The sequence below is a fragment of the Streptomyces sp. NPDC058773 genome (assembly GCF_042746015.1).
Classification (GTDB): domain Bacteria; phylum Actinomycetota; class Actinomycetes; order Streptomycetales; family Streptomycetaceae; genus Streptomyces.
In genome coordinates this window covers 118,509-141,729 of sequence record NZ_JBHYPE010000017.1, presented here as the reverse complement: position 1 = coordinate 141,729, position 23,221 = coordinate 118,509, and the positions used below count along the sequence as shown (strand labels likewise).

Genomic DNA, 23,221 nt, shown 5'->3' with positions numbered 1-23,221 from the left:
AATCGCAGCGAACCAGCACATCGAGGCCCCGGCCTCCCGAGACCCGCAGGGACGAGACGACTCTTGCGAGCACGCAGCAGCCGCACGGGGGCATCACCCACGGCCTTCGGCCAGTGGGGGAGTACCGGCGAAGAGGTGGGTCGATGAGCATGTACCGGGACCGGGTGCACCGAGGATCCGCCAGAGCCACCGTGCTGCGCACGGTCGGCACCCGCGAGCGGCGCTCGCATCTGACCGCCCCCCGGGTGCCCACCGTCGGTATCGACATCGGCGGCACCAAGGTCATGGCGGGCGTGGTCGACGCCGACGGCGCCATCCTGGAGAAGGTCCGTACCGAGACGCCGGACAAGTCCAAGAGCCCCAAGGTCGTCGAGGACACCATCACCGAGCTGGTGCTCGACCTCTCCGACCGGCACGACGTCCACGCGGTCGGCATCGGCGCGGCCGGCTGGGTCGACGCGGACCGCAGCAACGTGCTCTTCGCCCCGCATCTGAACTGGCGCAACGAGCCCCTGCGGGACCGGCTCGCGGGCCGTCTCGCCGTCCCGGTCATGGTCGACAACGACGCCAACACCGCCGCCTGGGCCGAGTGGCGCTTCGGCGCCGGCCGCGGCCAGGACCACCTGGTGATGATCACGCTCGGTACCGGTATCGGCGGCGCGATCCTGGAGGACGGCGCGGTCAAGCGCGGCAAGTACGGCGTCGCGGGTGAATTCGGCCATATGCAGGTCGTCCCCGGCGGCCACCGCTGCCCCTGCGGCAACCGCGGCTGCTGGGAGCAGTACAGCTCCGGCAACGCCCTGGTACGCGAGGCCCGTGAGCTGGCCGCCGCCGACTCCCCGGTCGCGTACAACATCATCGAGCGGGTCGGCGGCCGGGTCGGCGACATCACCGGACCGCTGATCACCGAGCTGGCCCGGGAGGGCGACGCGATGTGCGTCGAGCTTCTCCAGGACATCGGCCAGTGGCTCGGCGTCGGCATCGCCAATCTGGCGGCCGCCCTCGACCCGTCCTGCTTCGTCATCGGCGGGGGCGTCAGCGCCGCCGACGACCTGCTGATCGGCCCGGCCAGGGACGCCTTCCGGCGCCATCTCACCGGCCGCGGCTACCGCCCCGAGGCCACCATCGCCAAGGCCCAGCTGGGTCCCGAGGCCGGGATGGTCGGCGCCGCCGATCTGGCCCGTCTGGTGGCCCGCCGCTTCCGGCGCGCCAACCGGCGCCGCGTCGAGCGCTACGAGCGCTATGAACGGGCCGGCCGCCGATGACCGACACCGACCTGCACACCGTGCACGACGACCAGCCCCCGCACACGCCGCCGCGCGCCAAGCCGCGCCGTCCACTGCTGATGGCGCTGATCGTCTTCCTGCTGATCGCGATCCCGGCCGGCTACATCGTCATCTCCGCCGAGCAGAGCCGGGACAGCGGCGAGGGCAAGGAACTGGAGGCCGCCGCCACCGGCCTGACCAACGCCTTCCCGTCCAAGGTCCAGCAGCGGATCTACAACGTCCCGGTACCGATCGGCTCCACGCCGGTCTACTACTACGAGACCAACTCCTGGCAGACCAGCTCGCTGTTCGTGCAGTTCCGGACCAACGAATGGGGCCTGGAGCACTACCTCGCGGCCGTCGGCACCAGCACCGACGCCCTCAAGAAGGGCCAGAAGACCATCTCGCCCGGACAGGCGGCCAAGGTCGGCTGGGACCTCAACACCGACGGGCCCTGGGCCGGCACGACCACCAAGGACCGGCCGCCGCACCCGTCCCAGCGGATCATGGTCAGCTATGACGAGCCGGGGCATCCGGTGGTGTACACGGTCTCGACTGTGAACTTCTGACGTCGACTGGCCGGGGTCGTGGCCGGAGGCCGAGGCCGGGAGCGGGGCCGGGGCTGGAGCTGACGCGGAAGCGTCAACTGGTGTGCAGCCGCTGCTGCGTGCGCTGTGCATCGGGGCGGCCTGAGCCTGGCGACGAGTTGCTGCTCGGACAAGGCGCCGAACGGCACCACGAACCCCGGCCCGACTCCCTGAGCGGGCGCCGGGCGGGTGGTGGTGCGGTGACGGGGAGACGGGACGGCGAGCTTCAGGGCGTCACGGAAACCTTTGCCGGGGGCTGGGTGGTGTCGGTGTCGGTGTCGGTGTCGGGGCCGGGGTCGGGAGCGGTGTCGGCTTCGCGCCAGCCGGGGGGCTGGAGGAGGTAGCCGGTGCGGCCTCGCCAGGTGCGGGCGCCGCGCGAGGCCATGCGCGAGGCCATGCGCGAGGCCATGCGCGAGGCCATGCGCGAGGCCATGTGAGAGGCGACGCGAGAGGCGATGCGAAAGCGCCGGTGTGCCAAAGAGGGGGCGGCGCCGAAGGTTGTGGGGGCAGCGTGGGGCGGCCTGCGGGTAACCAGGCCACCAGGATGGCTTGGCCGCCGGCCCGGCGGCCAAGGCTGTCAGTGGTCGGTGAGCCCGAGGAGGGTGGCGCGGGAGCGGACCTCACGCCAGACGTCGCCGGTACGTGGTTCCGCCGGCTCTGCGAGCAGCGTGAACAGGGCCGACAGCGCGCCGATGGCCTCGCTGCCGAGCTGACCGCGGATCTCGGCGTCGACCTCGCGGCGGACCCTGTTGAACGCCTGGAGAAACGCGTGGGCCTCGGGCGTGGGGCGAACGAACTTCTCGCGGCCGTCGCCGGGCGACCTCTCCAGGCTCAGATAGCCGCGTTCGCACAGGTCGGACACCTGCTTGCTGGCGGCCTGGCGGCTGACCTGCAACTCGCGGCCGATCCGGGAGATGGTCATCCGGTCGTCCGCGACGCACAGCCGGAGGATCACGCCGCTGGGCTGGCGCTCGTCCGTGAAGCCCTCCGCCGTCAGCTTCTGCTCGATCCGACGGCGGTAGCCGAGCCAGGAACGCAGCAACTGCGGGCCCAGCGGCGATGGTGGACTCTCCTCATCAAATTCCGCAACCATGGCTGACAACCTAGTCGCATGCGCCAGAGAAGCGCAACCATGCTTGACGAGTTTTCCGGAGTGTAAGCCCTTGCGGGTCCGCGGTGTCTGGAGCCGCCGAGGCGGGCCGGTTGCCGAATTCGCTGCTTCGTCGGGGCGGGCGCCGACGCAGTGCGGGTAACTGCGGGGGCGGACGACATTCCCATGCCGCACGTGCACAACGAGGCGATGAGGGGGCACTCCACGAGCCCGGCCGAACCGACGGAACGCCGAGTTGAGGGTGCGAGGGCTGCAGTGGGCGGCCTGAGCGAGGTCGCTGAGGCTGATGTGCTCGGTGAGGTTCGCCTCGATGAACGCGAGGGCCCCGCGCAGCGCACGCGGATGGCCGGGTGGAGGACCGTCGCGCAGCTCGGCCGTGTGCGAGTGCGTGCGGCAGCCGGACCTGGCCCGCGGGTTCGCGGTCCACGTCCACGTGCGTGAGCACGCTCATGCCGCAGCCCTCGGGCAGGCAGGCGCCCGCGCGACCCAGCTCGCCGGCGCGCGCAGCCCTCCCCCCCGTGTGCCCGTGTCAGCCGGGGCCGCCCGGCCTCAGCGGTCCTCGCAGGCAAGCGTCAGGCACAGCATCAGCACCTCGTAGGGGGCCCGGTCGCGCTGTGCGGTGGGCGTCTCCTCGGAGTCCGCGACGAACCGCCACTGCGACGGCTGGGCGTGCTTGGTCTCTGCCTTCTTTTCCACCTCGACATGGAGTGTGCGGGCCTGCGGATCGTTCGTCTCGACGAGTACTTCGTCCCCGTCGACCGAGAAGTGGTCGTGTAACAGGACCAGACCGAACCGGTCCAGATTGCCGTGCTTCTCCAGCACGGCCTTGAGGTCCCTGGCGAACTCCGCGTCCTGCGGGCCGAGTGGTTCTGCGTCTTCGAAGCGAGGAAGGCGGTGCGATGCGCGGCTGGTCTGCGTAGGCATGAGCATCTCCCTTCGACCGCGCTCTGCGGTCTCAAGACACCATAGACAAAGGGGGAGTTGCGGCAGAAGTGCCCCGACGGCGGAACGGGGCCCGATGCGAGGCGGACGGCGCTGCCGGGACTCAACGCCCATGCGGGCCAACGGCCGTCTGCGCCGGATCGTGCAGACCCGGCGGCGCTCCGGCCCGCACATGTGAGTACTCCGTGCGCCGCATCGAGGAGGGTGGCGTGCCAAAGATGTGCAGGGACTGGTAGCCAAGAGTTTCGAAGATGTTACGGACCAGACATCGGCAGCGTGCCTACTATGGCCAACTTGTTCAGACGCGTTATCCGCACAAGTTCTCCACCCCCCACGCGAACCCCGTGTCCCCTGTGCCCCCTTGTGTACCCCTCTGGAGAGACCGTGACCGAGAACCTGCCGAGATCCGCCGCCCTCACCGGCGGCCTCGTCGCCGCCGCATTCGTCCTCAGCGCCTGTGGCGCGGGCTCCGACGCGGCGACCAACGCCGACGGAGAGAGCGCGGCCACCGCGATCACGGCCAAGGACTTCGGGGGCATGGACGCGCTCGTCAAGGCAGCCAAAGAGGAGGGGACGCTGAACGCCATCGCGCTCCCCCGCGACTGGGCCAATTACGGCGCCCTGATCGACGGCTTCGAGAAGAAGTACGGCATCAAGGTCAAGGTGGAGAACCCGGACGGCGCCAGCCAGGACGAGATCAACGCCGTCACCTCCCGCAAGGGCCAGGACGGGGCGCCCGACGTCCTCGACCTCGGCAGCTCCTTCGCGTACAGCGCCGCCGAGAAGGGGCTGCTCGCGCAGTACATGGTCGCCGATTTCTTTGACATCCCCGACGGCCAGAAAGACACGATGAGCCGCTGGTACAACGGCTACGGCGGCTATATCTCCATCGGCTGCGACGCCGATCGCGTGAAGACCTGCCCGACCACCTTCAAAGAGCTGCTCAAACCGGAGTACAAGGGGAAGGTCGCGCTCAACGGCAACCCCAACAAGTCGGGTTCGGCCTTCGGCAGTGTGTATGCGGCCGCCCTCGCCAACGGCGGCTCCTTCGACTACATCCAGCCCGGCCTGGACTTCTTCGCCAAGCTCAAGAAGATCGGCAACTACACGCCCGTCCAGGCCACCTCGGCCACCATCACGAAGGGCCGGACGCCGATCGTCCTCGACTGGGACTACCTCAACGCCAGGTACAGCGACGAGTTCAAGAGCAAGGGACTCGACTGGCAGGTCACGGTCCCCAAGGACGGCAAGTTCTCGCAGTACTACTCGCAGGCCATCAACGAGGAAGCCCCGCACCCGGCGGCCGCCCGGCTGTGGCAGGAGTACCTCTACAGCACCGAGGGCCAGAACCTCTGGCTCAAGGGCTACGCCCGCCCGGCCCTGATGGCCGCCATGGAGAAGGACGGCACGCTCGACAAGACCGCGGCCGCAAAGCTGCCGAAGGTCTCCGGCACGCCGAGGTTCCCGACCGAGTCGCAGCTGGGCCATGCCAAGGACGACATCGCCCAGGGCTGGGACAAGACCGTCTCCAGATAACCGCGACTCCCACCAGGGCCGCCGCGGCGCCCGCCGTTCTCCGGAGCGGCGGCGCCGCGCGGCCGGCTGGTGCTCGCGCATTTCGGCGGCATTCCGCGTTGGACCCGGCGGTGCGGGTGTGGGTCCTGGTCACCTTGTACGAGTGCATGACGGCGATGCGGGAACTGTCCGGGCGCCCGCTGACGCCGTCCGAACTGGACCAGATGTACGGGGAATTCCGTGCGGTGTGTGCCGAGTTCGGCTTCTCCGACGACCTGCTCCCGGCCACGGCCGCGGACGTGCCCGCGTATATGGACCGCACCATCCGCGAGCGCCTCGAATACAGCGAACCCGTGCACTACCTGCTCTTCGACATGCTCCGTGAAGCACCCGCGCCCCGCCGCCTGCGTCACCTGAAGCCGGCCTGGCCCCTTGTGCGCACGGTGGCCGCCCACGTGATCGGTGCGCTGACCCTCGCGGACCTGCCGGAAGCCTTCCGCGAGCGCTTCAACTTGCCCCGCACCCGCCGCGCGGCCCTGCTGTCCTTCACCCTGCACCGTGGCATGCGCGTGCTGATGAACGCGCTGCCCGAGCACCGTCGCTACCGCGCCCCGCTGGCGGGCAGCCCCTCGACCTCGCAGGCCCCCACCGTCTCCACCGACCGTCCTTCCCCGCCCGAGGCAAGCCCTGTCCGGATTCCCGCACCCCGCCGCCGCAGGGGTGCCGATTCCCGCCCGGCGCGTCTTCGGACCTTCTTCCGTCAGGTCCTCGACCAGACCGGCGACGGCCGCATCAGCTCGACCGATCTGCAGGCCATGGCGCACAACGTGTGCTGGCCCCTCGAACTCACCCCTGAGCGCGAAGCCCGCGTCCATGCCGCCTTCGAGACCTGGTGGCAGCATCTGCGGACCGGCATGGATGCTGACAACGACGGACAGGTGACCTGCGAGGAGTTCGTCACCGCCATGCTCACCGGGATCGATGCCGGGCCGGGCTACCTTGAGCAGGGGTTGCATGTCGCGGTGCGGGCGATCTTCCACGCTGCGGACGCCGACGGCAGCGGACACCTCTGCGCCGATGAGTACCGCACCGTCTTCGGCGGCTCCCGGGTCCACCCCGCCGAACTCAACCACGGCTTCCGCCAGCTCGACCGCGATGGAGACGGCCGGATCACCGAAGACGAATTCGTCCAAGGCTTCACCGACTACTTCACCGCCCGCACCGACAACACGGCCGGCAGCCAACTCCTCGGACGCCCATAGCGTCCGATGCGGACGAAGTGCCGGGGTCTCGGCTGTGCTTGAGCTCGCCGCTTCCGAATCTGCGGGGCCCCAGGCGGCTGCCGCCGCCGGCCCTCGACGGCGGCAGCCTCCCCGCAGATGTCAGCCCTTGCGGGGGTAGAAACCGCCGCCGGCTTCGCCGTGGGCCGTGCAGTCCGTGTCGCGGTAGCGGTCGACGAAGGTGCCGGTGAGGCCGGTGAACGCGTCGTACGTCTGGTCCATGGGCAGGTTCTTGCTCACCCTGAACCGCAGCTGTGCGTGGACGGACTCGCGGGGCTTCAGCGTCTTCGGGCCGGGGATCGTGCCGCCGGCCTTGCCATCGGCCTGCCGCAGCGTCTTCCAGGCGCGCTGCGAGGTGTCCCAGTACTGCAGATCGCCGTACGGGCTCAGGTCGCGCTCGCCCTCGTTGTAGACATAACTGCCCAGACGGGCGCTGAGTTCGAATGACTTCAGCTCCTTCGCCGAGGCATTGGTGAGCGTGGCGGTGTAGGTCGTCCAGTGAGTGCCGAGAGTGATCGAATTGGGTATGCCGAACGAGCGGCCCACGAAGGCGTTGTTGTGGTACTGCCCGTTGCTGACGTCGTAGCACGTGGGGATTTCCGCGGCAGAGGCCGCCTGGGCGGCGGGCGCGGCGGCCACCGCCAAGGGGAGCAGTGCGGCCGTCGCGGCCGGGACCGACAGGGCGCGGCGCAGTTTCATGAAGATCTCTCTCCCGGTTCTTCGGACCCTTGGAGCCTTTGTTTCCGGTGTCATTGAGTTCTGAGGCCGTGGGTCCTTGGGTTGTCAGGTTCTTGGAGAAGTGGTGGGACTTACGCGGTGATGTCCGTGGCCCCCGGTCCGGCCCCGCCCTTCCGGCGGCGCACGCCGATGACCGCGCCCGCGCCGGCCACCATCGCGCCTCCGCCGACGAGAGCGATCGCCGGGAGCGCGGACGAGGAGCCGGTCGCGGCGAGGTGGGCGCCGCCCTGCGGGCCGAGGCCACCGGCGGAATCGGAACCACCCGTCCCGCCGCCGGACGCAGCGCTCCGGCCGGGCTCGGCCGTGCCGCCCGGCTTGCCCGGCTCACCGGGCTCGGCGGTCGGGCGCTGTGTCGGCTTCGCGCCCGCGGGGAGGATGGTGAAGTCGTACCAGGCTTCCTTGGCCGAACCGCAGGAACCGTCGCGGTTGCGGTAGTCGCCGGCGGCGATCGCGTACCCGGCACCGGGTTTGGCGTCCTTGACCACGCGGGTGCGCAGTTGGAGCGTGATGGCGCTGCGCGGACCGATGGCAAAGAAGCCGAACAGGTCGTCCGGCTCCGCGTCGTGGAAAGTCTTCCACCGCCCCGTCTTGGCATCGCGGTACTCGGTCTCCAGCTCCCGGTACGGCCGGTCGACTTCTTCGGCGGAGGACACCAGCAGGAAGGGCTGGACCTTCCCCAGGGGCTTGTCGGTGGCGTTGGTGAGCTTCATGGAGAAGGGAGTCCAGGCGCCGCCCGCGATCAGTTGGCGTGGCAGCCCGCGGACGGCCACCTGCAACTGGTCGGACTCGAACGCGCAGGACTGATCCGCACCGTCGGAATCGCCCGCGTCCTTGCCTCCACCGGCGGCACGATCCGAGCCGGCGCCCCCCTCGGTGGACCTTTCGGCGGTCCCGGCGGCTTTCGACGGCTTCGCTGAGGCGGGACGGGCGGCTCCGTCACGGCCCTGGGGTACCGAGTCACCGGCAGCGGCTTCGGCCGGCCGCCGCGGCTCGTCCGCTCTACCCGTTCTGCCGCCGCTCGTTGCGGAATCCGCTAACCGGTCCGCCGGTGTTGCGGCATCGGGTAAGCCGGGAGAGGCGGGCGTGCGGGGACCGGCCTGGGACACCGGCTCGGTTGCGAACGCGGCGGCGGGCGCGGCCAGTACGGCGGCGGGCGCCATCACGGCAGCCGCTGCGGCGGCTGTCAGGGCGTGGCGAATCTTCATCCAGCAGACCTTTCTGATCCCACGTGCCGCCAGGACGGCGCAGGTTGACGTTCGTCACGTTCAGGTCGTGCATGACTCATGGTGAGATGCGTGAGTGCGCAGAACGCTTCCGTCTCCGCGGCGGTGGAGCTGTCCCGCCGGAGGCGGCTCCACCATCACGGAGACGGGCGGGCCTTTACTCGTGGGCGCTGATCACACCGCCGGCGCTGAGCACGATGTACACGCCGTTGGCGTCGAGCCCCACGTCGTGCCCCTTCGTCTCCAGCGTGGCGGCCACGCCGTCGTGGCCGATGATCTGCGCGCGGTACCGCAGCTCGCCGATCTTCGTGACCTTGGCCGTCCAGCCGCCCGCGAGCTTGAAGGTGCCCGGCCCCTGGTGCTCGCCGCCCATCCAGGAGTGGATCTCGCCGCCCATCGTGAGCACGACGTACATGCCGTTGGCATCGAGCCCGGCGTCGGCGTCCTGCCCCGTCGTCTCCATCGTGGCCACGACCGAACCGTCGCTGACGATCTCGGCGCGGTAGCGCTGGGAGCCCAGGTCGTAGATCTTGGCCGTGCTGCCGTCCACCAGGGTCTGGGTGCGGACCGGGGACCCCGCCTCGGCCCGGGCGGACTGCGCACCGCCCGACTGCATCCCCGCAGCGACCTGCTTGGCGCCGGTCTTGGCCTCGGAGCTCTGAATTCCGGACCAGCCCGAGGTGGTGACCTCGGCCGCGGCAGAGCTCGCGGTCGTGTGGCCCGCGGACTGCGCGTCGGCGGCGTTGGCGCCGGAGCAGGCGATCAGGGCGAGGCCGGCGGCCGCGGTCACGGCCACGGCGGCGATGCGCAGGGTGCGGCGACGGGCGGTGCGGGCAGCGGTGCCAGAGCTCATTTCAGGTCCCCCCAGGGGCAGTTGGTGTCGTTGTCTCCTCGTACGTCACCCACTCTGGTCCGGACCACTATCGAGAAGCTGCCGCTCCGCTAACAACCGGCTAACACGGGTGTGAGCAGGGGCGGCAGCCACGCGGCCCATCGCACACGACCCGGCTCGGTGCCGGGATACTCCACCATCGACCGACGAGTATGGCACCGCCCCACCAGGTCACCACGACGTTGAAGCAGCACTGCGCTCCGAGCGGCCGCGATCAGCGAGACCGCCGAGCACGCGGGCGTCACCACTCTGGCCGCTCCTTCGTGAAGGATCGTGGTCTGGGACAAGTCGCTGAACTGAGGGTTCACTGATCCGCTCTGGCGCATCTCCGTCCATCTCAGTCCGGTGAAAGCCGACCTGCTGCGCAGCGAGCCGCTGCGGCCCCTGCGCTTCATCGCTCACGGTGGGGCCTCGACGATCAGCACCCTGCAGTCGTACTCGTACTTCCGCCCTGACGATCAGGTGCTGAGGGTCGCCGCTGGTGCACGAGACAAGCGGCCGGGAGGCTTGTCGACCTCGTCATGCCGGCCCAGGCGAGAGCCGTTTCCTCAGTGCGGTTGACGGCGGGCTGCCGACCGGTCTGAACTTCCCACCCGTCAGGCACCGTTGAAGGACGACCGGGCGCTGTCGAGGGTGGCCTCCATGCGGGTTACCTGGCCCCGGGTGAACATGAACATGGACTTGTCGTCGGTGTAGTCCATGTAGTTGACGAACATGTCGCCGTCCGGCCCATTGCTGCACGACAGTCGAGGGAAGGTCGGGGTCTGGAAGTTGGGGCCGCCGGAGTTCGGGGTGTCCTCGACGAGGTCGCTGCCGTTGCAGCCGTTGTCGTCGTCGCCCCAGATGTGCAGCAGGTTGAGCCAGTGCCCCACCTCGTGGGTGGTCGTGCGCCCGCCGTTGAAGGGAGCGGAGGCGGTGCCGGTCGTACCGAAGAACCGGTGGCCGATGACCACCCCGTCCGTGTCCGCGGGACCACCCGGGAACTGGGCATAGCCGAGTATCTCGTTGGGGTCATTGGGGTCGAAGATGCGCGGACATACCCAGAGGTTGAGGTAGCGGTCGTCGGGCCAGGCGTCGTGTCCGCCGCTCGACGCGTGCTTGACGGAGTTGGTCCGTATGTTGAATTTCGTGGCCTGCGTCTGTGTGCGGGTGATGCCGTCGGTGGGCTGGCCTTGCGGATCGTGCGTGGCGAGGTGGAACTCGATGCGGCTGTCGGCCACGAGCGGTTTCCAGACCGCCGGAACCTGGTCGATGTCCGGATTGAGCGCCCGGAAGTCCTGGTTCAGCACGTCGATCTGGCTGGCGACCTGGTCCTCGCCGATGTTCTGTGCGGCGGTGTTGAACACCACGTGCACAACGACCGGGATGTGAGTCAGGCCGACACGTTCCGTTGCCTCGGTGCCGGCCTCGTAGGCGAAAGCTTGGTTCTCGATCGCGATCCGGTTCGTCGCGTATGCCGGGTCCTCGGCCATCAGCAGATGGTGCACCGGCATCGTGCCGCAGCCTCGGCGGGCAGGGGTGGTGGTCGCATCATGCTCGGACATGTCACATCTCCAAATGCGCGCGGGCAAGGGCGGTGAGGGCGCTGCGGGTCTTGGACATCTGAGGCGACGGAGGCTGGAGGCCCAGGTCGAGGAGGGTCCGTTCCAGCAGGTTCTGTGCGCCGGAGGCTTCCGAGGGATGCGCCCGGAGCGACAGCTCCAGGAGACGCAGGTCGGGCCCGACGCTCCAGAATTCCGCGGTGAGCGGGTGGATCAGGTCGCGACGGGACGGCTTCCACTTGATGGCCTGGATCGGGCCAAGTGGCACGAGGCCCTCCAGGTCGTCGTCGGTGATCTCGACGCTCGCCAGGAGTTCTTGTTGGTCCCGGGTCAGCCGGGGCCTACGCGAGTCCCCGTCTCCGCCATCGGCATGGGGCCGGTCGAAGTCGTCTTCCACCTTCAGCGAGGCTGCCCAGGCACGGTTGCGGCCGGTCCAGTCCTCCTCGATCTTGAACTCCCAGTCCTTCCCGTCACGACTTGCCTGCCAGTCGGCAGGCAGCGCGTCCAGGACACACGGCCGCAGTTTCACGGTCAGGTCGTCCGCATCGCCCTTCGTGGCTTTCCGTAGCCGGATAACAACTCCCGCCTCCGACAGGGGAAGATGAATTCCGTCACCGCCCGTCCACGGTCTGTCCCAGAAGTAAATCGTGAGGGCCTTGCCGTCCTCGGCCTCAAGGGAGAGCATCCGGCGCGCGGAATCGGCCGCCTCGCCAGACATGCTGATCTTTACTTCCACATCGGCGTTCTTGAGTGCATCCGCCATATTTCCTTTATCGCATGGGGGTACGCGGCCCGCATCCTCGTATGGCTCGTGGCCGAAGCCTGGGCCAGGCCCGACGGGTGACACCACGGATGCCCACGCGAAGTACGTCTGGTGCGGCAGGCTTTCGCAGCTGCTCGCCTTGGCCTCCCGGCCGCCGCCATCCGGTACTCGTCTGTCCCCCGTGGCCAGGGCGACCGTGCGATACGACGAGAGCCACGTCCTGAACTGGATACACCCCGGCTCCACAGCTGCCTTGACCGACGAGCGGACCTTGTCCGGGCAATGGCCGTTCACTACGCAGATCCAAGACATGTGCTATGAAAAACCTGGCATTACATGACTTGGGGCGAATTGATGACTGCATTCGAAGGTCAGCTTGTGGGTCGTGCAGCTGAGTTGGCGGAGCTGTCCAGGCTGGCGGAGGCCACGCTGGCAGGCGTGGGGCACGCCGCGTTCGTCGTGGGTGAGGCCGGTCTCGGGAAGACCAGGGTGCTCGGGCAAGCCGCGGCAGCGGCAGAGCGCAGGGGCCTGCGCGTGCTGAAGGGGAGCGCCCAGGAGCGGTCAGAGGCATGGCCGTTCGCCTTCATTTCAAGCTGCTTGGGGCTGGAGGAGTCTGCCCTGGGTACCCGGCGGGCCCGCGTCGCCGAGGTGCTGGGTGGCGATGCCCGTTACGGTCTGCCGGGCGCCAAGGGCGAGACGGCCGGGGCGTACGCGGCGGCGAGCGAGGCGCTGATCGGGCTGGTCGAGGACGTGTGCGCACAGGGGCCGCTGGCGCTGTTCCTCGACGACCTCCAGTGGGCGGACTCGGCAAGCGTGGCCGTGCTGCACAAACTGGTGTGTTCGGTGCATCAGTTGCCGCTTCTGGTGGTGGGAGCGCACCGCCCCGTGTCCGGAGCCGGGGAGGTCGGCCACCTGTCGGGGAGCCCGATCGCCGGAAATCGCACCCTGCTGGAGCTGGCTCCCCTCGATACGGAGGCCGTGGCGGCTCTGCTGGCGGACCTGTGCGGCCGGCCGGCCGGTCCGCGACTGCGCCGCATGGCCGAGGGGGCGGCAGGAAACCCGCTGTACCTCACCGAGTTGGTCGCCGCGCTGAGGCGCGAGCACGCCATCGAGGCCGGTGAGTCCATGGCGGACGTCGCCGCCGGCTGCTCGCTGCCGCCGCTGACCGCGCTGGTGACGCACCGGCTTCGCCACCTGCGTGATGACGTACTGCAAGTGCTCCGCGTCGCCGCTGTTCTGGGCGCCAGTTGCACCACCGCCGAACTCGCAGCGGTGGTGGACCTTCCACTACACGATCTGCTGGCCGTCATGGCGGAGGCCGAGGCATCCGGGGTGCTGCTGGACACCGGCCAGCGCCTGCGCTTCCGGCATGAGCTCATCCGGCACGCCTTGTACGAGGCCGTGCCGGGGTCGGTCCGGGCCATGCTGCACATGAGAGCAGCGCAGTGTCTGGCCGAGGCCGGGGCAGCTCCCGAACGCGTTGCCGAGCACCTCCTGGGTGGGTTGCCGAGCCCGGACTTCCTGATCACGTGGCTGGAAGGATCCGCGGCACGGCTCACCACGCGGGCCCCCGACATGGCTCTGCGGCTGCTCACCACGGCGCTGGAACTCGGCGACCCCACGGACGCCCGGTACGCCAACCTCCGTCTCCACCACGCCCTTGCGCAGCTCTCCTGTGGTCTCCTTGCCGAGGCGGAGGAAAGCGCCCGCTGCGCCCTGGCCAAGGCGCCTGACCCCGGGTGGGAATGCCTGATGCGCTGGATCGTCATCCAGGCCGCATTCGCCCGTGGCCGGCCTGACCTGGCACTGGCGGAGGCGCGGGCCGGATGCCGGAGCCCGGACGTACCGGCGATCGAGGCGGTCCGGCTCCAGGCGTTCAGCGCCGTATGCCTCTTCGCACTGGGCGACCTCACCGAAGCCGGCGCCGTCGCCTCCCGTGCCCGGCGCGCCGCAAACAAAGCCGGGGACCATCAGGCCCTGGCCGGCGCCCTGCACGTACTGGCAGCCAAACGATTCCTGGAAACGCCGGACGCCGAAGCGGTGGAACTTGCACGGCAGGCTTCCCGCCTCACACCGGACACAATGCACCCGGCGCAGTGGATGGGGCTGCAACTCGCCCTGGTGAACTACTACGTCGACCTCGATCTCGGGCACGACGCCCGGCGGACCCTCGCCGCCATACGCATCCCGGCGGAGCACACCGGAGGGATGTTTCTGCCCTGGTACCACCTGTCCTGCGCGCTCCTCGCGTTTCACACGGGGCGCTGGGACGATGCGCTGGCGGAGATCGCATCAGGTCTCGACTGTGGTGGCCAGGACGCGTTGAGCCGGGCGCTGCGGGCGGTGGCGGCGTTGATCGCCGTGCACAGAGGCAGGCGGCCCCTCGCCGAAGCGCATCTGACCGCTCTGCTGTCCGAGGACGACAACTCGACGGTCGCCGCCTTCTACGAGTATCTGCCGTTGTGCGCCGGCGTCCTTCTGGACGAAGCGCAGGGCCATGCGCAGCGCGCCTACTCGCGACTCGCCGAGGCGTTCGACAGCGGAGTCGGCCATCTGCCGGGCCAGCTGATCCTCAGCTTTCTGGCACCTGATCTGGTACGCCTCGCCCTGGCCCAGGGAGACCGTACGGACGCACAGCGATACGCCGCCGCCGCGCAACGGCGCGCCGACCACAGCGGCGGCCTCTACCACCTCGGTGACGCCTACCGCTGTCAAGGTCTGCTGAGCGCAGACCCGGATCTGCTCATGGAAGCGGTCCGCTGCTACCGCAGCGCTCCGCGGCCGCTCAGTGCGGCACACGCCCTTACCGATGCGGCGGAACTGCTGGCCCGTAGCGGACGGCTGGACGATGCCCGCGTCCTGCTCGATCAGGCGCTGGACACGTTCACGCAGATGGGAGCGGTCTGGGACGTGGCCCAGGCGACGTCCCGGCTGCGTGCGGTCGCCGTTCGCCGGGGCTCACACAGGACCCGAACCGGATTTCGCGACGGCTGGGAAGCACTCACCCACACCGAGCGCCTGGTTGCGGAGCATGTGGCCGAAGGGTGTTCCAATCCCGAGGTCGCCTCTCGGCTGTCCATCGCCCGAAGCACCGTCAGCACCCATGTCTCCAGCATCCTCAGAAAGCTGGCGATGACCTCACGGGTCGAAATCGCCGCGGAGGTGACCCGTCGGCAGAAGTCCGGGCGGCCGGCTTCGCAGGGCTGACCCCCTCGGCCCTCGACGCGTGGTTCCCCGGCTCCGCTCGCGGAGGCCGGGGAACGGTCCGACGGCGTGCCGTCAGATCACATGGCGGAGTGGACTCGGATCACGAGGGGAGTGCACTGCACCGGTCACCGGTTGTTGACGCACTCCTGAGCGGGGCTGTCGCTCGTGCACAGCACCAGGTTGCTGCTGAGACTGTCGGTGCCGTCCTTGGCGGGGACGGTGGCGGTGCCGTCGCCGGACCAGGTGTCACCGAGATCATTGGTGAACGTCCACTTACCCGTCACCGTCTTCATCAGCTGGCCCCGCATCGCCCAGCTGTAGTTGCCCGGCTTCACGGATATCTTGTTTGCATCGCTCACGGCGTCGGTCTGGGTCCAGGAGTGCTCGTAGCGTGCGGAGAGCGCGGTACTGACCTTGGCCGTGACGATTTCGACGTTGACCCCGACCTCGCTGGTGACGGTGAGGGAGGTGCCCACCGTATTGGTCTGGGACGTGGTCTGCGTCCAGGTGATCGTCCGCTCCCCGGGGTCAGTGCTGTTGTTCCACACGTTGGAGCTGACCCGCTTCAGGTTCCCCACGGAAGCCACGCTGTCGCCGGTGACCTCGTAATCGCAGGACTTGACCGCGCTGACGCTGTTGCTGCACTGCTTCAGGGCGTACGCGGTGGCCAGGTCCGAGAGAGTGGGGCCGGTGTAATCCGGGCTGGGCGTCGGACCGATGGTCCACTCCTGATTGCTGTCACCGTTGCAACCGTGGACACCCACGGTCGTGCCGTCGTTGCTGCTTCCCCCGAACACATCCATGCACTCGTTGGTGTTGACGTTCCGGATCAGGTAGTAGCCGTCACCACCGCCCGAGGGCTGCAGATACCAATTCTGCTTGGTGTTCTTCTGGTCGCAGTACTGCGGCTCGACGAGGTGGCCGTTGTCGGTGTTGAAGTCGACGCACTTCTGCGTCTTGTCGTTGCGGATCAGGAAGCTCCCGTCCCCGTTGGGAAGGATGCTCCAATTCGCCATCGGCGACTTGTTGATGACCATTTCGGTCCCGTAGTCCGGCGAGTCCTTCGCCAGATCCAAGGACGGCGCAAGACCGTCGCTCTGGGGCAGGCGCGGTGACAGGGACAGGCCGGTCATGGCGGGGGTTTCCGCGTGAGCCGTTCCGGTCGCGAGCGGAGAGACTGACGTGGCGAGGGTGGCGAAGGCGACCGCGGCAAACGCGGCCATCGTCCGCCGCACTGGCCCGTGGGGGGTCGGCTCGGTGATCATGGTTATTCGGTTCTCCTTGGGCAGTTCTTGCCTGTGGGGCGGGTTTGGTAACCAGCCCACTTGCCGTGGCAACGCCGCCCGGACAGGGGAGGAAAGCCCCCATCCCTGGCTCTGGCCCCTGCTGCGGCGGTGTCAACGTACGGGGCCCGGCGCGGCGTTACATCCGTCAACTGACGGAGGGCTTGCGCAACTGATCGTTTCAGCACCCTCGTGGTCGTCCACATCGGCCGAACCGGCTGGCACCCGCCACCCCCACGGGCGCGGGGAGCAGGCCGTCGCCAGTTTCGCCACGATGCGGATGTGGGGCCCATCCCCGCCAGGCTTGGGGAGCAGGAGGGCGACGAGCCGCCGTACGTCCGTGTCGTTGGGCATTCCCGCGCCGGCCTCGGGACGCGGCCAGGTCGACGGTCGGGTCGGGCACCTCGGGCGCGGACACCGGGCCGAGAACGTGGGCTTCGATGCGTTGCTTGGTCTCGCGGCCGGCGCCGGTGAACCGGCCGTCGGCGTCGACGATCCCGCGCCCGCGCGGCGAAGCCGTGGAAGGCCGCGTGCACGACCTGCGCCGGCACCCGCCCCATTGGTGGCGCGGCTGGCGAAGTAGCCGTCCCAGTGGGCGCGGTGGCCCAGCGCGGCGGAGCAGCGTAGCCATACGCCCAGCCAGACTTACGAGACCAGGCCTGAGGTCAGAGAGCGCCCGCTCAAGGCGAGCCGTTCGTCAGCAGCAAGTGGAAGGTGCGGTCCCGGTAGATGAACGTGACCGTGTCGGAACCGCTGCCATCGAAGTACGCCGGCCACTGCGGCTCCTCGCCACTGTAGTAGCCGGTGGAGCGCAGGAAATCGGGGCTGACAGCGGCGAAGGACCATGCCGGGCCGTCTGCGCCGAGCAGTTTTCGGGCGAAGCCGCGCACCAGCCACTCGGCCTCCGCCGCCGGATAGTGGTGGCCGTAGGGGCTGAACGCCTCGCAGAGCATCCAGCGCAGCCGAGCCAGGAAGCCCGCACGGTCGAGTGGGCTGACAATGGCGCGGAAGCCCTCGCGCAGGAGCGGAGGCCCGAAGGGCTCGCTGCCGTACTCGTCCGACAGGTTGTACCAGTCGCGGCGCACGTCGGCGGCACACAGCAGCCGCTCGAACAGGGCACTGCGCAGGAAAGCGCGCAGGACATCCTGGCGGTTCCCGGCTGTGAGGGGCACGTCGCAATCCGCCGTGAGCAGCAAGGTGTTGCTGTTCATCGCGTGGTCGACGGCTGAGAGGAAGGCGTCGACGGCGGGGGGGTCGGGATCGAACGGCGGCGCGGTGAAGTTCGGGGCACCCATGGCGGCAGCCTTGCGGACGGCAGGTCGTTATTTCAGCGGAGCGAGTAACTCCCACTCCGGATCTGTGAGTTCATGACGGCGTATCACCGCGTCGTGATCCACCGCTCGAAGGTTTTGAAGACGAACCCCCATAGTGTCCTGCGCCGGTAGTCCGTCGTTAGATCTGGTATGAGTTCTCCCGCTGGGGTGCCGGTGCCGCGTCGTGGTCCGAAGCTGCGCCCGTTGCTGCTGAGCGATGACGAGCGGGCTGTGCTGGAACGCTGGACCCGGCGGGCGAACTCCGACCGGGCGCAGGCGTTGCGGGCGCGGATTGTGTTGGCGTGTGCCGGTCCTGACGTCCCGCCCGTCGTCGGGGTGGCCCGGAGTCTGCGGATTTCCGCAGACACGGTCCGCAAGTGGCGCCGGCGGTTTCTTGCCGAGCGGCTGGACGGTCTGGCTGACGAGTCCCGGCCGGGCCGGCCCCCCACCATCAGCGTTGACCGGATTGAGGCGGTCGTGGTCGCCACCTTGGAGGAGATCCCGAGGAACGCCACTCGGTGGTCGCGGAAGTCGATGGCGGAACACAGTGGCCTGTCGAAGTCCACCGTCGGCCGGATCTGGCGGAGGTTCCAGCTCAAGCCGCATTTGACGGACGCCTTCAAGCCGTCCACGGACCCGTTGTTCGTGGAGAAGTTCCACGACGTCGTCGGTCTGTTCTCCCACCCGCCCCAGGGTGCGGCGGTCCTCTCGGCGGACGGGAAGTCGCAGATTCCGGCCCTGGAAGGCGATCAGCCGGTGCTGCCGACAGAGCCGGGCATGCCCGAGCGGCGCACTCACGACTACGTCCGCAGACGACGATTCCCCAAAGGAAGGGCAGTGTGGTGCGAGGGTTAACAAGAGGCTGCGCGATTCTATGCATGCTCGCCGGGGTGGCACTTCTCGGCGGGTGTGCTCAGGACGAACCGAACCAACCATCGGCGAAGGGGGCAAGCGCATCACGTGCCCACCCTTCGACGTCACCATCGGCAAAGGGGGCAGGACCGTCAAGTGCGCACCCTTCGAGGTCACCTTCGGCACCGGGTCCGACGGAATCCACCCGCCCCACATCCTCATCACGAGGCTCGGTCCCAGGTGCGACTGCTGTGCCGCACACTCCTGATGACGGAGTGACGCGCACGCAGAGCAGTTCCGAGGACCCGTTTCCCCCTTCGCCCAAGGAGCGGAAGCGAAAAGCAATTGGTTGGGCGGGCGTCTACAGCGGGGGATACCACGACCCGGAGTACGCTTCGCCCTGGTACGTGGCACTGGCTCGGCAAGACTGTGGCTCAGTGGTGGCAGATCGAGATGATCGTGCGGTGACCAAGGAACTGGTGCGTGGGCTTCGTGCGGTCTGCCCCGCACCCGATCCGGATGGCCGGCCGGATTGGGATGTGGCCGAAGAGGTATCCGACTCCGTTGAGTCGCCAGATGAAACGGCAAGCTGCGATGAGAGCTCGGGGTTCAACCTCTTGCAGACATTGGTCGAGATGCACAGGAAAAATCCCGATGTGACCTTCCGCATCGTAGAGGACGGCCCCGGTGCAGGGAGTTGCAAGGGGGCAGTGACATCCCGGCACAGGAGGTGACGACCTCCGAAACCAGCCCCGGTTCTGTAAGTGATCGCGGTGCGGGCACCATCCTGTGGCGACTTGCTGCGGTGATCGGTGCGGAAGTAACGCTCCTCGCGGCACTGTTGTATTACTTCGGACTGACTCGCAATCAGGCGGAGACTGAGTATCTGGGTTTCTTCCGGAGTCACTTGAGCGCTTCCGTTCAGCGTGAGATGTTGGGAAGCGTTCCAGCCTTGATCACGCCTCTTCTTATATCGACTTCGGCCACGTTGGTCTGGCAACTCTCCCGAGCGGCGGTGGAACGGTTTCTGGCACCGCGTCCGCATCTGTGCCTTTCGCTGGCAACTGCCATCGTGGTACTTCCTTTGAGTGCCTGGGTGATTACTCGGCCGCTGCCGCAGTGGTGGGAACTGGCGCTGCCTCTGTCTCTGGCTACAGGGGCAGTTATCTCCTGTTACGCAGGAAGGCTATGGACACGCACGCGCTGCTCTTCCCGGAGCTGCCAGGACGATCATCAATTTTCCTGGACCGCATCGGCGAGTATGGCGGCAGCGGGTGTGGTAGTCGTCCTGATTTTCTGGACGATGGGGGTACTCGCGTCGATTCAAGGCAGAAGTGCCGCCGAAGACTTTGTTGCCGGGCTGGAGGATCAGCCCTCCGTTACCGTGTTCAGCGAAAAAGATTTACGGCTGAATGCCGCGGGAGTGCGAGTCGCGCACTACAGCTCTGGTTACTATCGATTCCGTTACCAGGGGTTGAAACCGTACACATACTCAAGCGGGAAACTCTTCCTGCTGGCTCCCACATGGAGATACGACAGCCCTCGGGTATTCGTTCTCAAAGAACAGGAAGGGGTACGCATCGAATATGGGTGGCCCTGATGCTCCAGAGGTGGATCGTGATCTGGATGAGGCCGACGGCCGGTGGCGTGGCAGCCCGGGGCAAGGGTGAAGGACGAAGCCGCCTGCGGTTCTGCCGCGGCTGCCTTCGGGGACCGTCGGCAAGAGCCTGTTTGCCGCGCTGGACATCGCGGGAAACGTGCTGGGGTCCACCATGCTTCCCTGTGGTGGACAAGAGCGGTATGTGGGGCTGACGTGGGGGTCCGAGGGTTATCTGACGGGTGTGTACGCACGCGGCGGCGGGGCGGCACCGACGCAGCATCAGGCATCGCTGGTCTGCGGTCATATCGCCCTCGGACAGCTGATGACTGCGGCTGCCGGACCGCCGTGGCCGCCCAACCGGGTCGCCCTGTCCACGAACCCGTCGGGCACAGGGGAGATGAGCGTCGACGAGGGCGGCCAGGACGTGCGCCGGCACCGGCTTCCGTCCCTCGAAGTGGCGGCGGTACTGCGGTTGAGCGACTTCCCCGCAGCCGGCACGGGGGACTGCTCGGTCCATGACCGGCCGTGGATCTCCTGCCGGGGCGGGTATGTCGACGCGGACACGGCCCTGGTGGCTCTGCACAATTCCTACGACGAGGCCCGGGTCCTCATGTTCGGCGAGGACATCTGGGAGGAGCACAGCCACTGGCTGGCCGACCCGGAGACCGGCGAACTCCACGGCCGGATCGCCTACCCGATGCGCGACGTCGATGACGTGTGGCTCCTCGGCGACGGAACCTGGGTGACCGCGGAGTGGAACACCCTCTACCGCTGGTCGGTCCAGGGCAGCGCACGCTGAGTCCGGCCCCGCCACCGAGGGGAGCGGCCCGCCGTGCTCAGCGCTCGGCCAGCAGCCGCGAGGCGCCGACGGGCACGTTCCAGAGGCCCTCGCGGTGGCGGCCGGTGGCGGCCCAGGAGTCGGCGGAGTCTTCCGAGGTGTCGCCGAACAGGCGGACTTCGGGGGTGCTCCTTGAAATGCGGGTCGACAAGAAGGAGTTGGCCGGTTGCGCGGTTGCCGGCGAGGACTGCCGGACCGACCCAGCCGGGTGCGCCCGGTCCGTATGCGGCCTGTTGGTCCAGCAGAGTGCGCCCACCGCTTCGGACGGTGAGGCGTGTGGTCACACGGCCGGAGGGCTCGCCCGTGCGGCCGAGGATCTGGTCTTCGCGTAGTACGAGTCGTGCGGTGGGGGCGCGGCCGATGGTCCAGGACTGGCGCAATTCGCTGCCGGCCGCGCAGATCAGCGGTTTGGGGAGCCAGTGGAGCTGGGCGTGCTCTCCTACGGTCAGGTGCACGTCGTAGGTGGCGTGCTCAGGGGGCGGGCCGCGCAGGGCGAGGGTCGCGGCGGCGGAGGTGAGGTGGAGTGCCGCGCCTTGTGGGGCGGTGGCTTCGATGCGCAGCCGGTCGCCGCCGAGGGGGGCGGTCATGGCGCCGACGACGCAGACCCGTGCCTGGAGCCCGTGTGAGCGCAGGCGGCGCAGTTCGAAGGGGCCGTCGCCGTCGAGGACGGGCAGTGTGGTGGTGCCGCCCGTGGCGGCAGCCAGGATGCGAGCGGTGGCGCGCACCCCGACGACAGTCCGGTCCGCCGCAGTCCGGTCAGGTGCCGAGGGAGGCCGGCGGTGGTGACGCCGGGGCCGCGGAGCCGGCGCAGAACGTGTCCCCGTGCCCGCGGATCGCCAGCACCCGCAATGACCGGCAGGCGCCGAGTTCCCCGATCTGCCGGGCCAGCCGCGCCCAGGCCGCGCCGGGGAGGGCATTGCGCCGGCTGCCGTCACCGATGCGGATCTCGGCGACCGCCCCGGACCGGAACGTCGCGATGCTGACGTCGGGAGCGGGGACGGCGGTCACTTCACGGCCTTTCGTGCGTGCAGGTCGGACCATTTCCGCGGGCCGACCCCCATCGCGGTCAGCACCTGCGCGGTGTGCTCCCCGTGCCGGGGCGGCGGTGTGCGCACCGCCGCCGGGTGGTCGGACAGTTTGATGGGCGAGGCGAGCATGCGCAGGGGGCCGGCGTCCGGGTGGTCGAGTTCGGTGACCATGCCGCGCGCGACGACCTGGGGGTGTCGCAGCGCCTCGTCGACGGTGTTGATCGGTCCGACCGGTATCTCCGCCTCGGCCAGCAGCGTGGCCCATTCCTTGGCCCCACGGGCGCCCAGTGCGCGCTCGAGGAGCGGGAGCAGCTCCGCGCGATGGCGGACCCGGTCCGAGTTGGTCGCGAAGCGCGGGTCGTCGGCGAGTGCGGCGAGCCCGATCTCGGTGGCGAAGCGGCGCCACTGCCCGTCGTTACCGGCGGCGACCATGAGGTGACCGTCGGCGGTGGGAAATGCCTGGTAGGGCACGATCGTGGGATGGGCCGAACCGTAGCGCTGCGGAACACTGCCGGAGGCGAAGTACCCCCCGGCGACATACGTCAGCCAGGCCACCTGGCCGTCCAGCAGCGACACATCGACCCAGTCGCCGGTGCCGGTGTGCTCACGGGTGCGGAGGGCCGCCAGGATGCCGATGGCGGCCCACATACCGGCGGCCAGATCGGCCGGCGACACCCCGAAGCGCACGGGCGGCCCGGTGGGTTCACCGGTCACGCTCATGACGCCGCTGACCGCCTGCGCGATCGCGTCGTAGCCGGGCTCGTTCCGGTACGGCCCGGTCTGCCCGTACCCGCTGACCGAGGCGTACACCACGGCGGGATTCCGGTCGCGGACCTCCTGGTAGCCCAGGCCGAGGCGGGCCGCCGTACCGGGCCGGAAGTTCTCCACGACCACATCGGCGGTGGTGGCCAACTCCCGTATCAGGGGCAGACAGTCGGGGTCCTTGAGGTCGACGGCGATACCGCGCTTGTTGCGGTTGACGCTGTGAAAGTACGCCGCGTCCTCGCCCTGGAAGGGCGGTCCCCAGGCGCGGGTGTCATCTCCGGAGACGGGGTCCTCGACCTTGATCACATCAGCGCCCAGGTCGGCCAGCACCATGGTGCAGAACGGCCCGGACAGGATGCGGGACAGATCGAGGACCTTCAGACCGGTGAGGGCTCCGTCGTGGACGAGCCAGGGCTTGGGCTGTGGTGTGGTGCGCATGTGCGGTGTCACGCCTCTGTTCCAGTGGTTTCGCCTGGCG

Annotated in this window: 22 protein-coding genes; 9 read left to right on the top strand and 13 right to left on the bottom strand. The window is 68.8% G+C overall.

Annotated elements, in window-relative coordinates; genetic code table 11:
• The first annotated feature begins 143 nt into the window (after nt 1–143).
• Both ACFW5B_RS17675 and ACFW5B_RS17670 read left to right on the top strand, forming a co-directional pair.
• Nucleotides 144–1,265, top strand: a complete 1,122-nt coding sequence (locus tag ACFW5B_RS17675) for an ROK family glucokinase (protein WP_386439872.1) — start codon at nt 144–146, stop codon at nt 1,263–1,265.
• Nucleotides 1,262–1,834 (top strand): hypothetical protein, encoded by a 573-nt coding sequence (locus tag ACFW5B_RS17670; RefSeq protein WP_386439870.1) that lies wholly within the window; start codon nt 1,262–1,264, stop codon nt 1,832–1,834. Before ACFW5B_RS17675 ends, ACFW5B_RS17670 begins: the two co-directional genes overlap by 4 nt.
• A gap of 244 nt (nt 1,835–2,078) precedes the next feature.
• Here ACFW5B_RS17670 and ACFW5B_RS17665 read toward each other — a convergent pair whose 3' ends face one another.
• The 3 genes from ACFW5B_RS17665 to ACFW5B_RS17655 all read right to left on the bottom strand — a co-directional run bounded on the left by ACFW5B_RS17665 (nt 2,079) and on the right by ACFW5B_RS17655 (nt 3,887).
• Nucleotides 2,079–2,249, bottom strand: a complete 171-nt coding sequence (locus tag ACFW5B_RS17665; RefSeq protein WP_386439868.1) for a hypothetical protein — start codon at nt 2,247–2,249, stop codon at nt 2,079–2,081.
• Between the two features lie 180 nt (nt 2,250–2,429).
• A complete protein-coding gene (locus ACFW5B_RS17660) occupies nt 2,430–2,945 on the bottom strand; it encodes a MarR family winged helix-turn-helix transcriptional regulator (RefSeq protein ID WP_386439866.1) in 516 nt (171 codons plus the stop codon).
• Between the two features lie 567 nt (nt 2,946–3,512).
• Complete coding sequence (locus ACFW5B_RS17655) at nt 3,513–3,887, bottom strand: hypothetical protein (protein ID WP_386439864.1); 375 nt, start codon at nt 3,885–3,887, stop codon at nt 3,513–3,515.
• 402 nt (nt 3,888–4,289) lie between these two features.
• Between ACFW5B_RS17655 and ACFW5B_RS17650 the strand changes: the two genes are divergently transcribed.
• Nucleotides 4,290–5,441, top strand: coding sequence for an ABC transporter substrate-binding protein (locus tag ACFW5B_RS17650; protein ID WP_386439862.1), 1,152 nt, complete (start codon nt 4,290–4,292; stop codon nt 5,439–5,441).
• A complete protein-coding gene (locus tag ACFW5B_RS17645) occupies nt 5,417–6,682 on the top strand; it encodes an oxygenase MpaB family protein (protein WP_386439888.1) in 1,266 nt (421 codons plus the stop codon). The genes ACFW5B_RS17650 and ACFW5B_RS17645 overlap by 25 nt, the downstream gene beginning before the upstream one ends.
• Nucleotides 6,683–6,802: 120 nt before the next feature.
• Here ACFW5B_RS17645 and ACFW5B_RS17640 read toward each other — a convergent pair whose 3' ends face one another.
• The 5 genes from ACFW5B_RS17640 to ACFW5B_RS17620 form a co-directional block, all read right to left on the bottom strand.
• Entirely contained in the window at nt 6,803–7,399 is a 597-nt protein-coding gene (locus ACFW5B_RS17640) for a hypothetical protein (RefSeq protein ID WP_386439860.1), read from the bottom strand.
• Nucleotides 7,400–7,509: 110 nt separating this feature from the next.
• Nucleotides 7,510–8,208 (bottom strand): LPXTG cell wall anchor domain-containing protein, encoded by a 699-nt coding sequence (locus tag ACFW5B_RS17635; RefSeq protein WP_386439858.1) that lies wholly within the window; start codon nt 8,206–8,208, stop codon nt 7,510–7,512.
• Between the two features lie 610 nt (nt 8,209–8,818).
• A complete protein-coding gene (locus tag ACFW5B_RS17630; protein ID WP_386439856.1) occupies nt 8,819–9,514 on the bottom strand; it encodes a hypothetical protein in 696 nt (231 codons plus the stop codon).
• A 635-nt stretch (nt 9,515–10,149) separates the two neighbouring features.
• Complete coding sequence (locus ACFW5B_RS17625) at nt 10,150–11,097, bottom strand: zinc metalloprotease (protein ID WP_386439854.1); 948 nt, start codon at nt 11,095–11,097, stop codon at nt 10,150–10,152.
• A 1-nt stretch (nt 11,098) separates the two neighbouring features.
• Nucleotides 11,099–11,857 (bottom strand): hypothetical protein, encoded by a 759-nt coding sequence (locus ACFW5B_RS17620; protein ID WP_386439852.1) that lies wholly within the window; start codon nt 11,855–11,857, stop codon nt 11,099–11,101.
• A 378-nt stretch (nt 11,858–12,235) separates the two neighbouring features.
• On the opposite strand from ACFW5B_RS17620, the gene ACFW5B_RS17615 reads away from it, so the two are divergent.
• On the top strand, nt 12,236–15,064 hold the full coding sequence (locus tag ACFW5B_RS17615) for a helix-turn-helix transcriptional regulator (protein ID WP_386439850.1): 2,829 nt from the start codon (nt 12,236–12,238) through the stop codon (nt 15,062–15,064).
• A 125-nt stretch (nt 15,065–15,189) separates the two neighbouring features.
• On the opposite strand, the gene ACFW5B_RS17610 is transcribed toward ACFW5B_RS17615, so the two are convergent.
• Together ACFW5B_RS17610 and ACFW5B_RS17605 are read right to left on the bottom strand one after the other, a co-directional pair.
• On the bottom strand, nt 15,190–16,197 hold the full coding sequence (locus ACFW5B_RS17610; protein ID WP_386439848.1) for an RICIN domain-containing protein: 1,008 nt from the start codon (nt 16,195–16,197) through the stop codon (nt 15,190–15,192).
• An 830-nt stretch (nt 16,198–17,027) separates the two neighbouring features.
• Complete coding sequence (locus ACFW5B_RS17605; RefSeq protein WP_386439847.1) at nt 17,028–17,642, bottom strand: hypothetical protein; 615 nt, start codon at nt 17,640–17,642, stop codon at nt 17,028–17,030.
• 168 nt (nt 17,643–17,810) lie between these two features.
• Between ACFW5B_RS17605 and ACFW5B_RS17600 the strand changes: the two genes are divergently transcribed.
• The 4 genes from ACFW5B_RS17600 to ACFW5B_RS17585 all read left to right on the top strand — a co-directional run bounded on the left by ACFW5B_RS17600 (nt 17,811) and on the right by ACFW5B_RS17585 (nt 20,911).
• Entirely contained in the window at nt 17,811–18,515 is a 705-nt protein-coding gene (locus tag ACFW5B_RS17600; RefSeq protein ID WP_386439845.1) for an IS630 family transposase, read from the top strand.
• A 461-nt stretch (nt 18,516–18,976) separates the two neighbouring features.
• A complete protein-coding gene (locus ACFW5B_RS17595) occupies nt 18,977–19,246 on the top strand; it encodes a hypothetical protein (protein WP_386439844.1) in 270 nt (89 codons plus the stop codon).
• Nucleotides 19,243–20,112, top strand: a complete 870-nt coding sequence (locus ACFW5B_RS17590) for a hypothetical protein (protein WP_386439842.1) — start codon at nt 19,243–19,245, stop codon at nt 20,110–20,112. Before ACFW5B_RS17595 ends, ACFW5B_RS17590 begins: the two co-directional genes overlap by 4 nt.
• Nucleotides 20,113–20,353: 241 nt before the next feature.
• Nucleotides 20,354–20,911, top strand: a complete 558-nt coding sequence (locus tag ACFW5B_RS17585) for a hypothetical protein (RefSeq protein WP_386439840.1) — start codon at nt 20,354–20,356, stop codon at nt 20,909–20,911.
• On the opposite strand, the gene ACFW5B_RS17580 is transcribed toward ACFW5B_RS17585, so the two are convergent.
• From ACFW5B_RS17580 to ACFW5B_RS17570, 3 genes are read right to left on the bottom strand one after another with little or no spacing between them, the layout of a single operon-like run.
• Nucleotides 20,878–21,675 carry an urease accessory protein UreD gene (locus ACFW5B_RS17580; protein ID WP_386439838.1) on the bottom strand — a complete coding sequence of 266 codons (798 nt, stop codon included), beginning with the start codon at nt 21,673–21,675 and terminating at the stop codon, nt 20,878–20,880. The two genes, ACFW5B_RS17585 and ACFW5B_RS17580, sit on opposite strands and share 34 nt — an antisense overlap.
• A 31-nt stretch (nt 21,676–21,706) precedes the next feature.
• Nucleotides 21,707–21,958, bottom strand: coding sequence for a hypothetical protein (locus ACFW5B_RS17575; protein ID WP_386439836.1), 252 nt, complete (start codon nt 21,956–21,958; stop codon nt 21,707–21,709).
• Nucleotides 21,955–23,181: a CaiB/BaiF CoA transferase family protein gene (locus ACFW5B_RS17570; RefSeq protein WP_386439834.1), complete on the bottom strand. Its 1,227-nt coding sequence runs from the start codon at nt 23,179–23,181 to the stop codon at nt 21,955–21,957. Before ACFW5B_RS17570 ends, ACFW5B_RS17575 begins: the two co-directional genes overlap by 4 nt.
• Nucleotides 23,182–23,221: the final 40 nt, after the last annotated feature.

Excerpts from the sequence above, each read along its gene's own strand:
- ACFW5B_RS17675 (WP_386439872.1), top strand. The coding sequence starts at position 144 with ATGAGCATGTACCGGGACCGGGTGCACCGAGGATCCGCCAGAGCCACC.
- ACFW5B_RS17670 (WP_386439870.1), top strand. The coding sequence starts at position 1,262 with ATGACCGACACCGACCTGCACACCGTGCACGACGACCAGCCCCCGCAC.
- ACFW5B_RS17665 (WP_386439868.1), bottom strand. The coding sequence starts at position 2,249 with ATGGCCTCGCGCATGGCCTCGCGCGGCGCCCGCACCTGGCGAGGCCGC.
- ACFW5B_RS17660 (WP_386439866.1), bottom strand. The coding sequence starts at position 2,945 with ATGGTTGCGGAATTTGATGAGGAGAGTCCACCATCGCCGCTGGGCCCG.
- ACFW5B_RS17655 (WP_386439864.1), bottom strand. The coding sequence starts at position 3,887 with ATGCCTACGCAGACCAGCCGCGCATCGCACCGCCTTCCTCGCTTCGAA.
- ACFW5B_RS17640 (WP_386439860.1), bottom strand. The coding sequence starts at position 7,399 with ATGAAACTGCGCCGCGCCCTGTCGGTCCCGGCCGCGACGGCCGCACTG.
- ACFW5B_RS17630 (WP_386439856.1), bottom strand. The coding sequence starts at position 9,514 with ATGAGCTCTGGCACCGCTGCCCGCACCGCCCGTCGCCGCACCCTGCGC.
- ACFW5B_RS17625 (WP_386439854.1), bottom strand. The coding sequence starts at position 11,097 with ATGTCCGAGCATGATGCGACCACCACCCCTGCCCGCCGAGGCTGCGGC.
- ACFW5B_RS17620 (WP_386439852.1), bottom strand. The coding sequence starts at position 11,857 with ATGGCGGATGCACTCAAGAACGCCGATGTGGAAGTAAAGATCAGCATG.
- ACFW5B_RS17610 (WP_386439848.1), bottom strand. The coding sequence starts at position 16,197 with ATGACCGGCCTGTCCCTGTCACCGCGCCTGCCCCAGAGCGACGGTCTT.
- ACFW5B_RS17605 (WP_386439847.1), bottom strand. The coding sequence starts at position 17,642 with ATGGGTGCCCCGAACTTCACCGCGCCGCCGTTCGATCCCGACCCCCCC.
- ACFW5B_RS17600 (WP_386439845.1), top strand. The coding sequence starts at position 17,811 with ATGAGTTCTCCCGCTGGGGTGCCGGTGCCGCGTCGTGGTCCGAAGCTG.
- ACFW5B_RS17570 (WP_386439834.1), bottom strand. The coding sequence starts at position 23,181 with ATGCGCACCACACCACAGCCCAAGCCCTGGCTCGTCCACGACGGAGCC.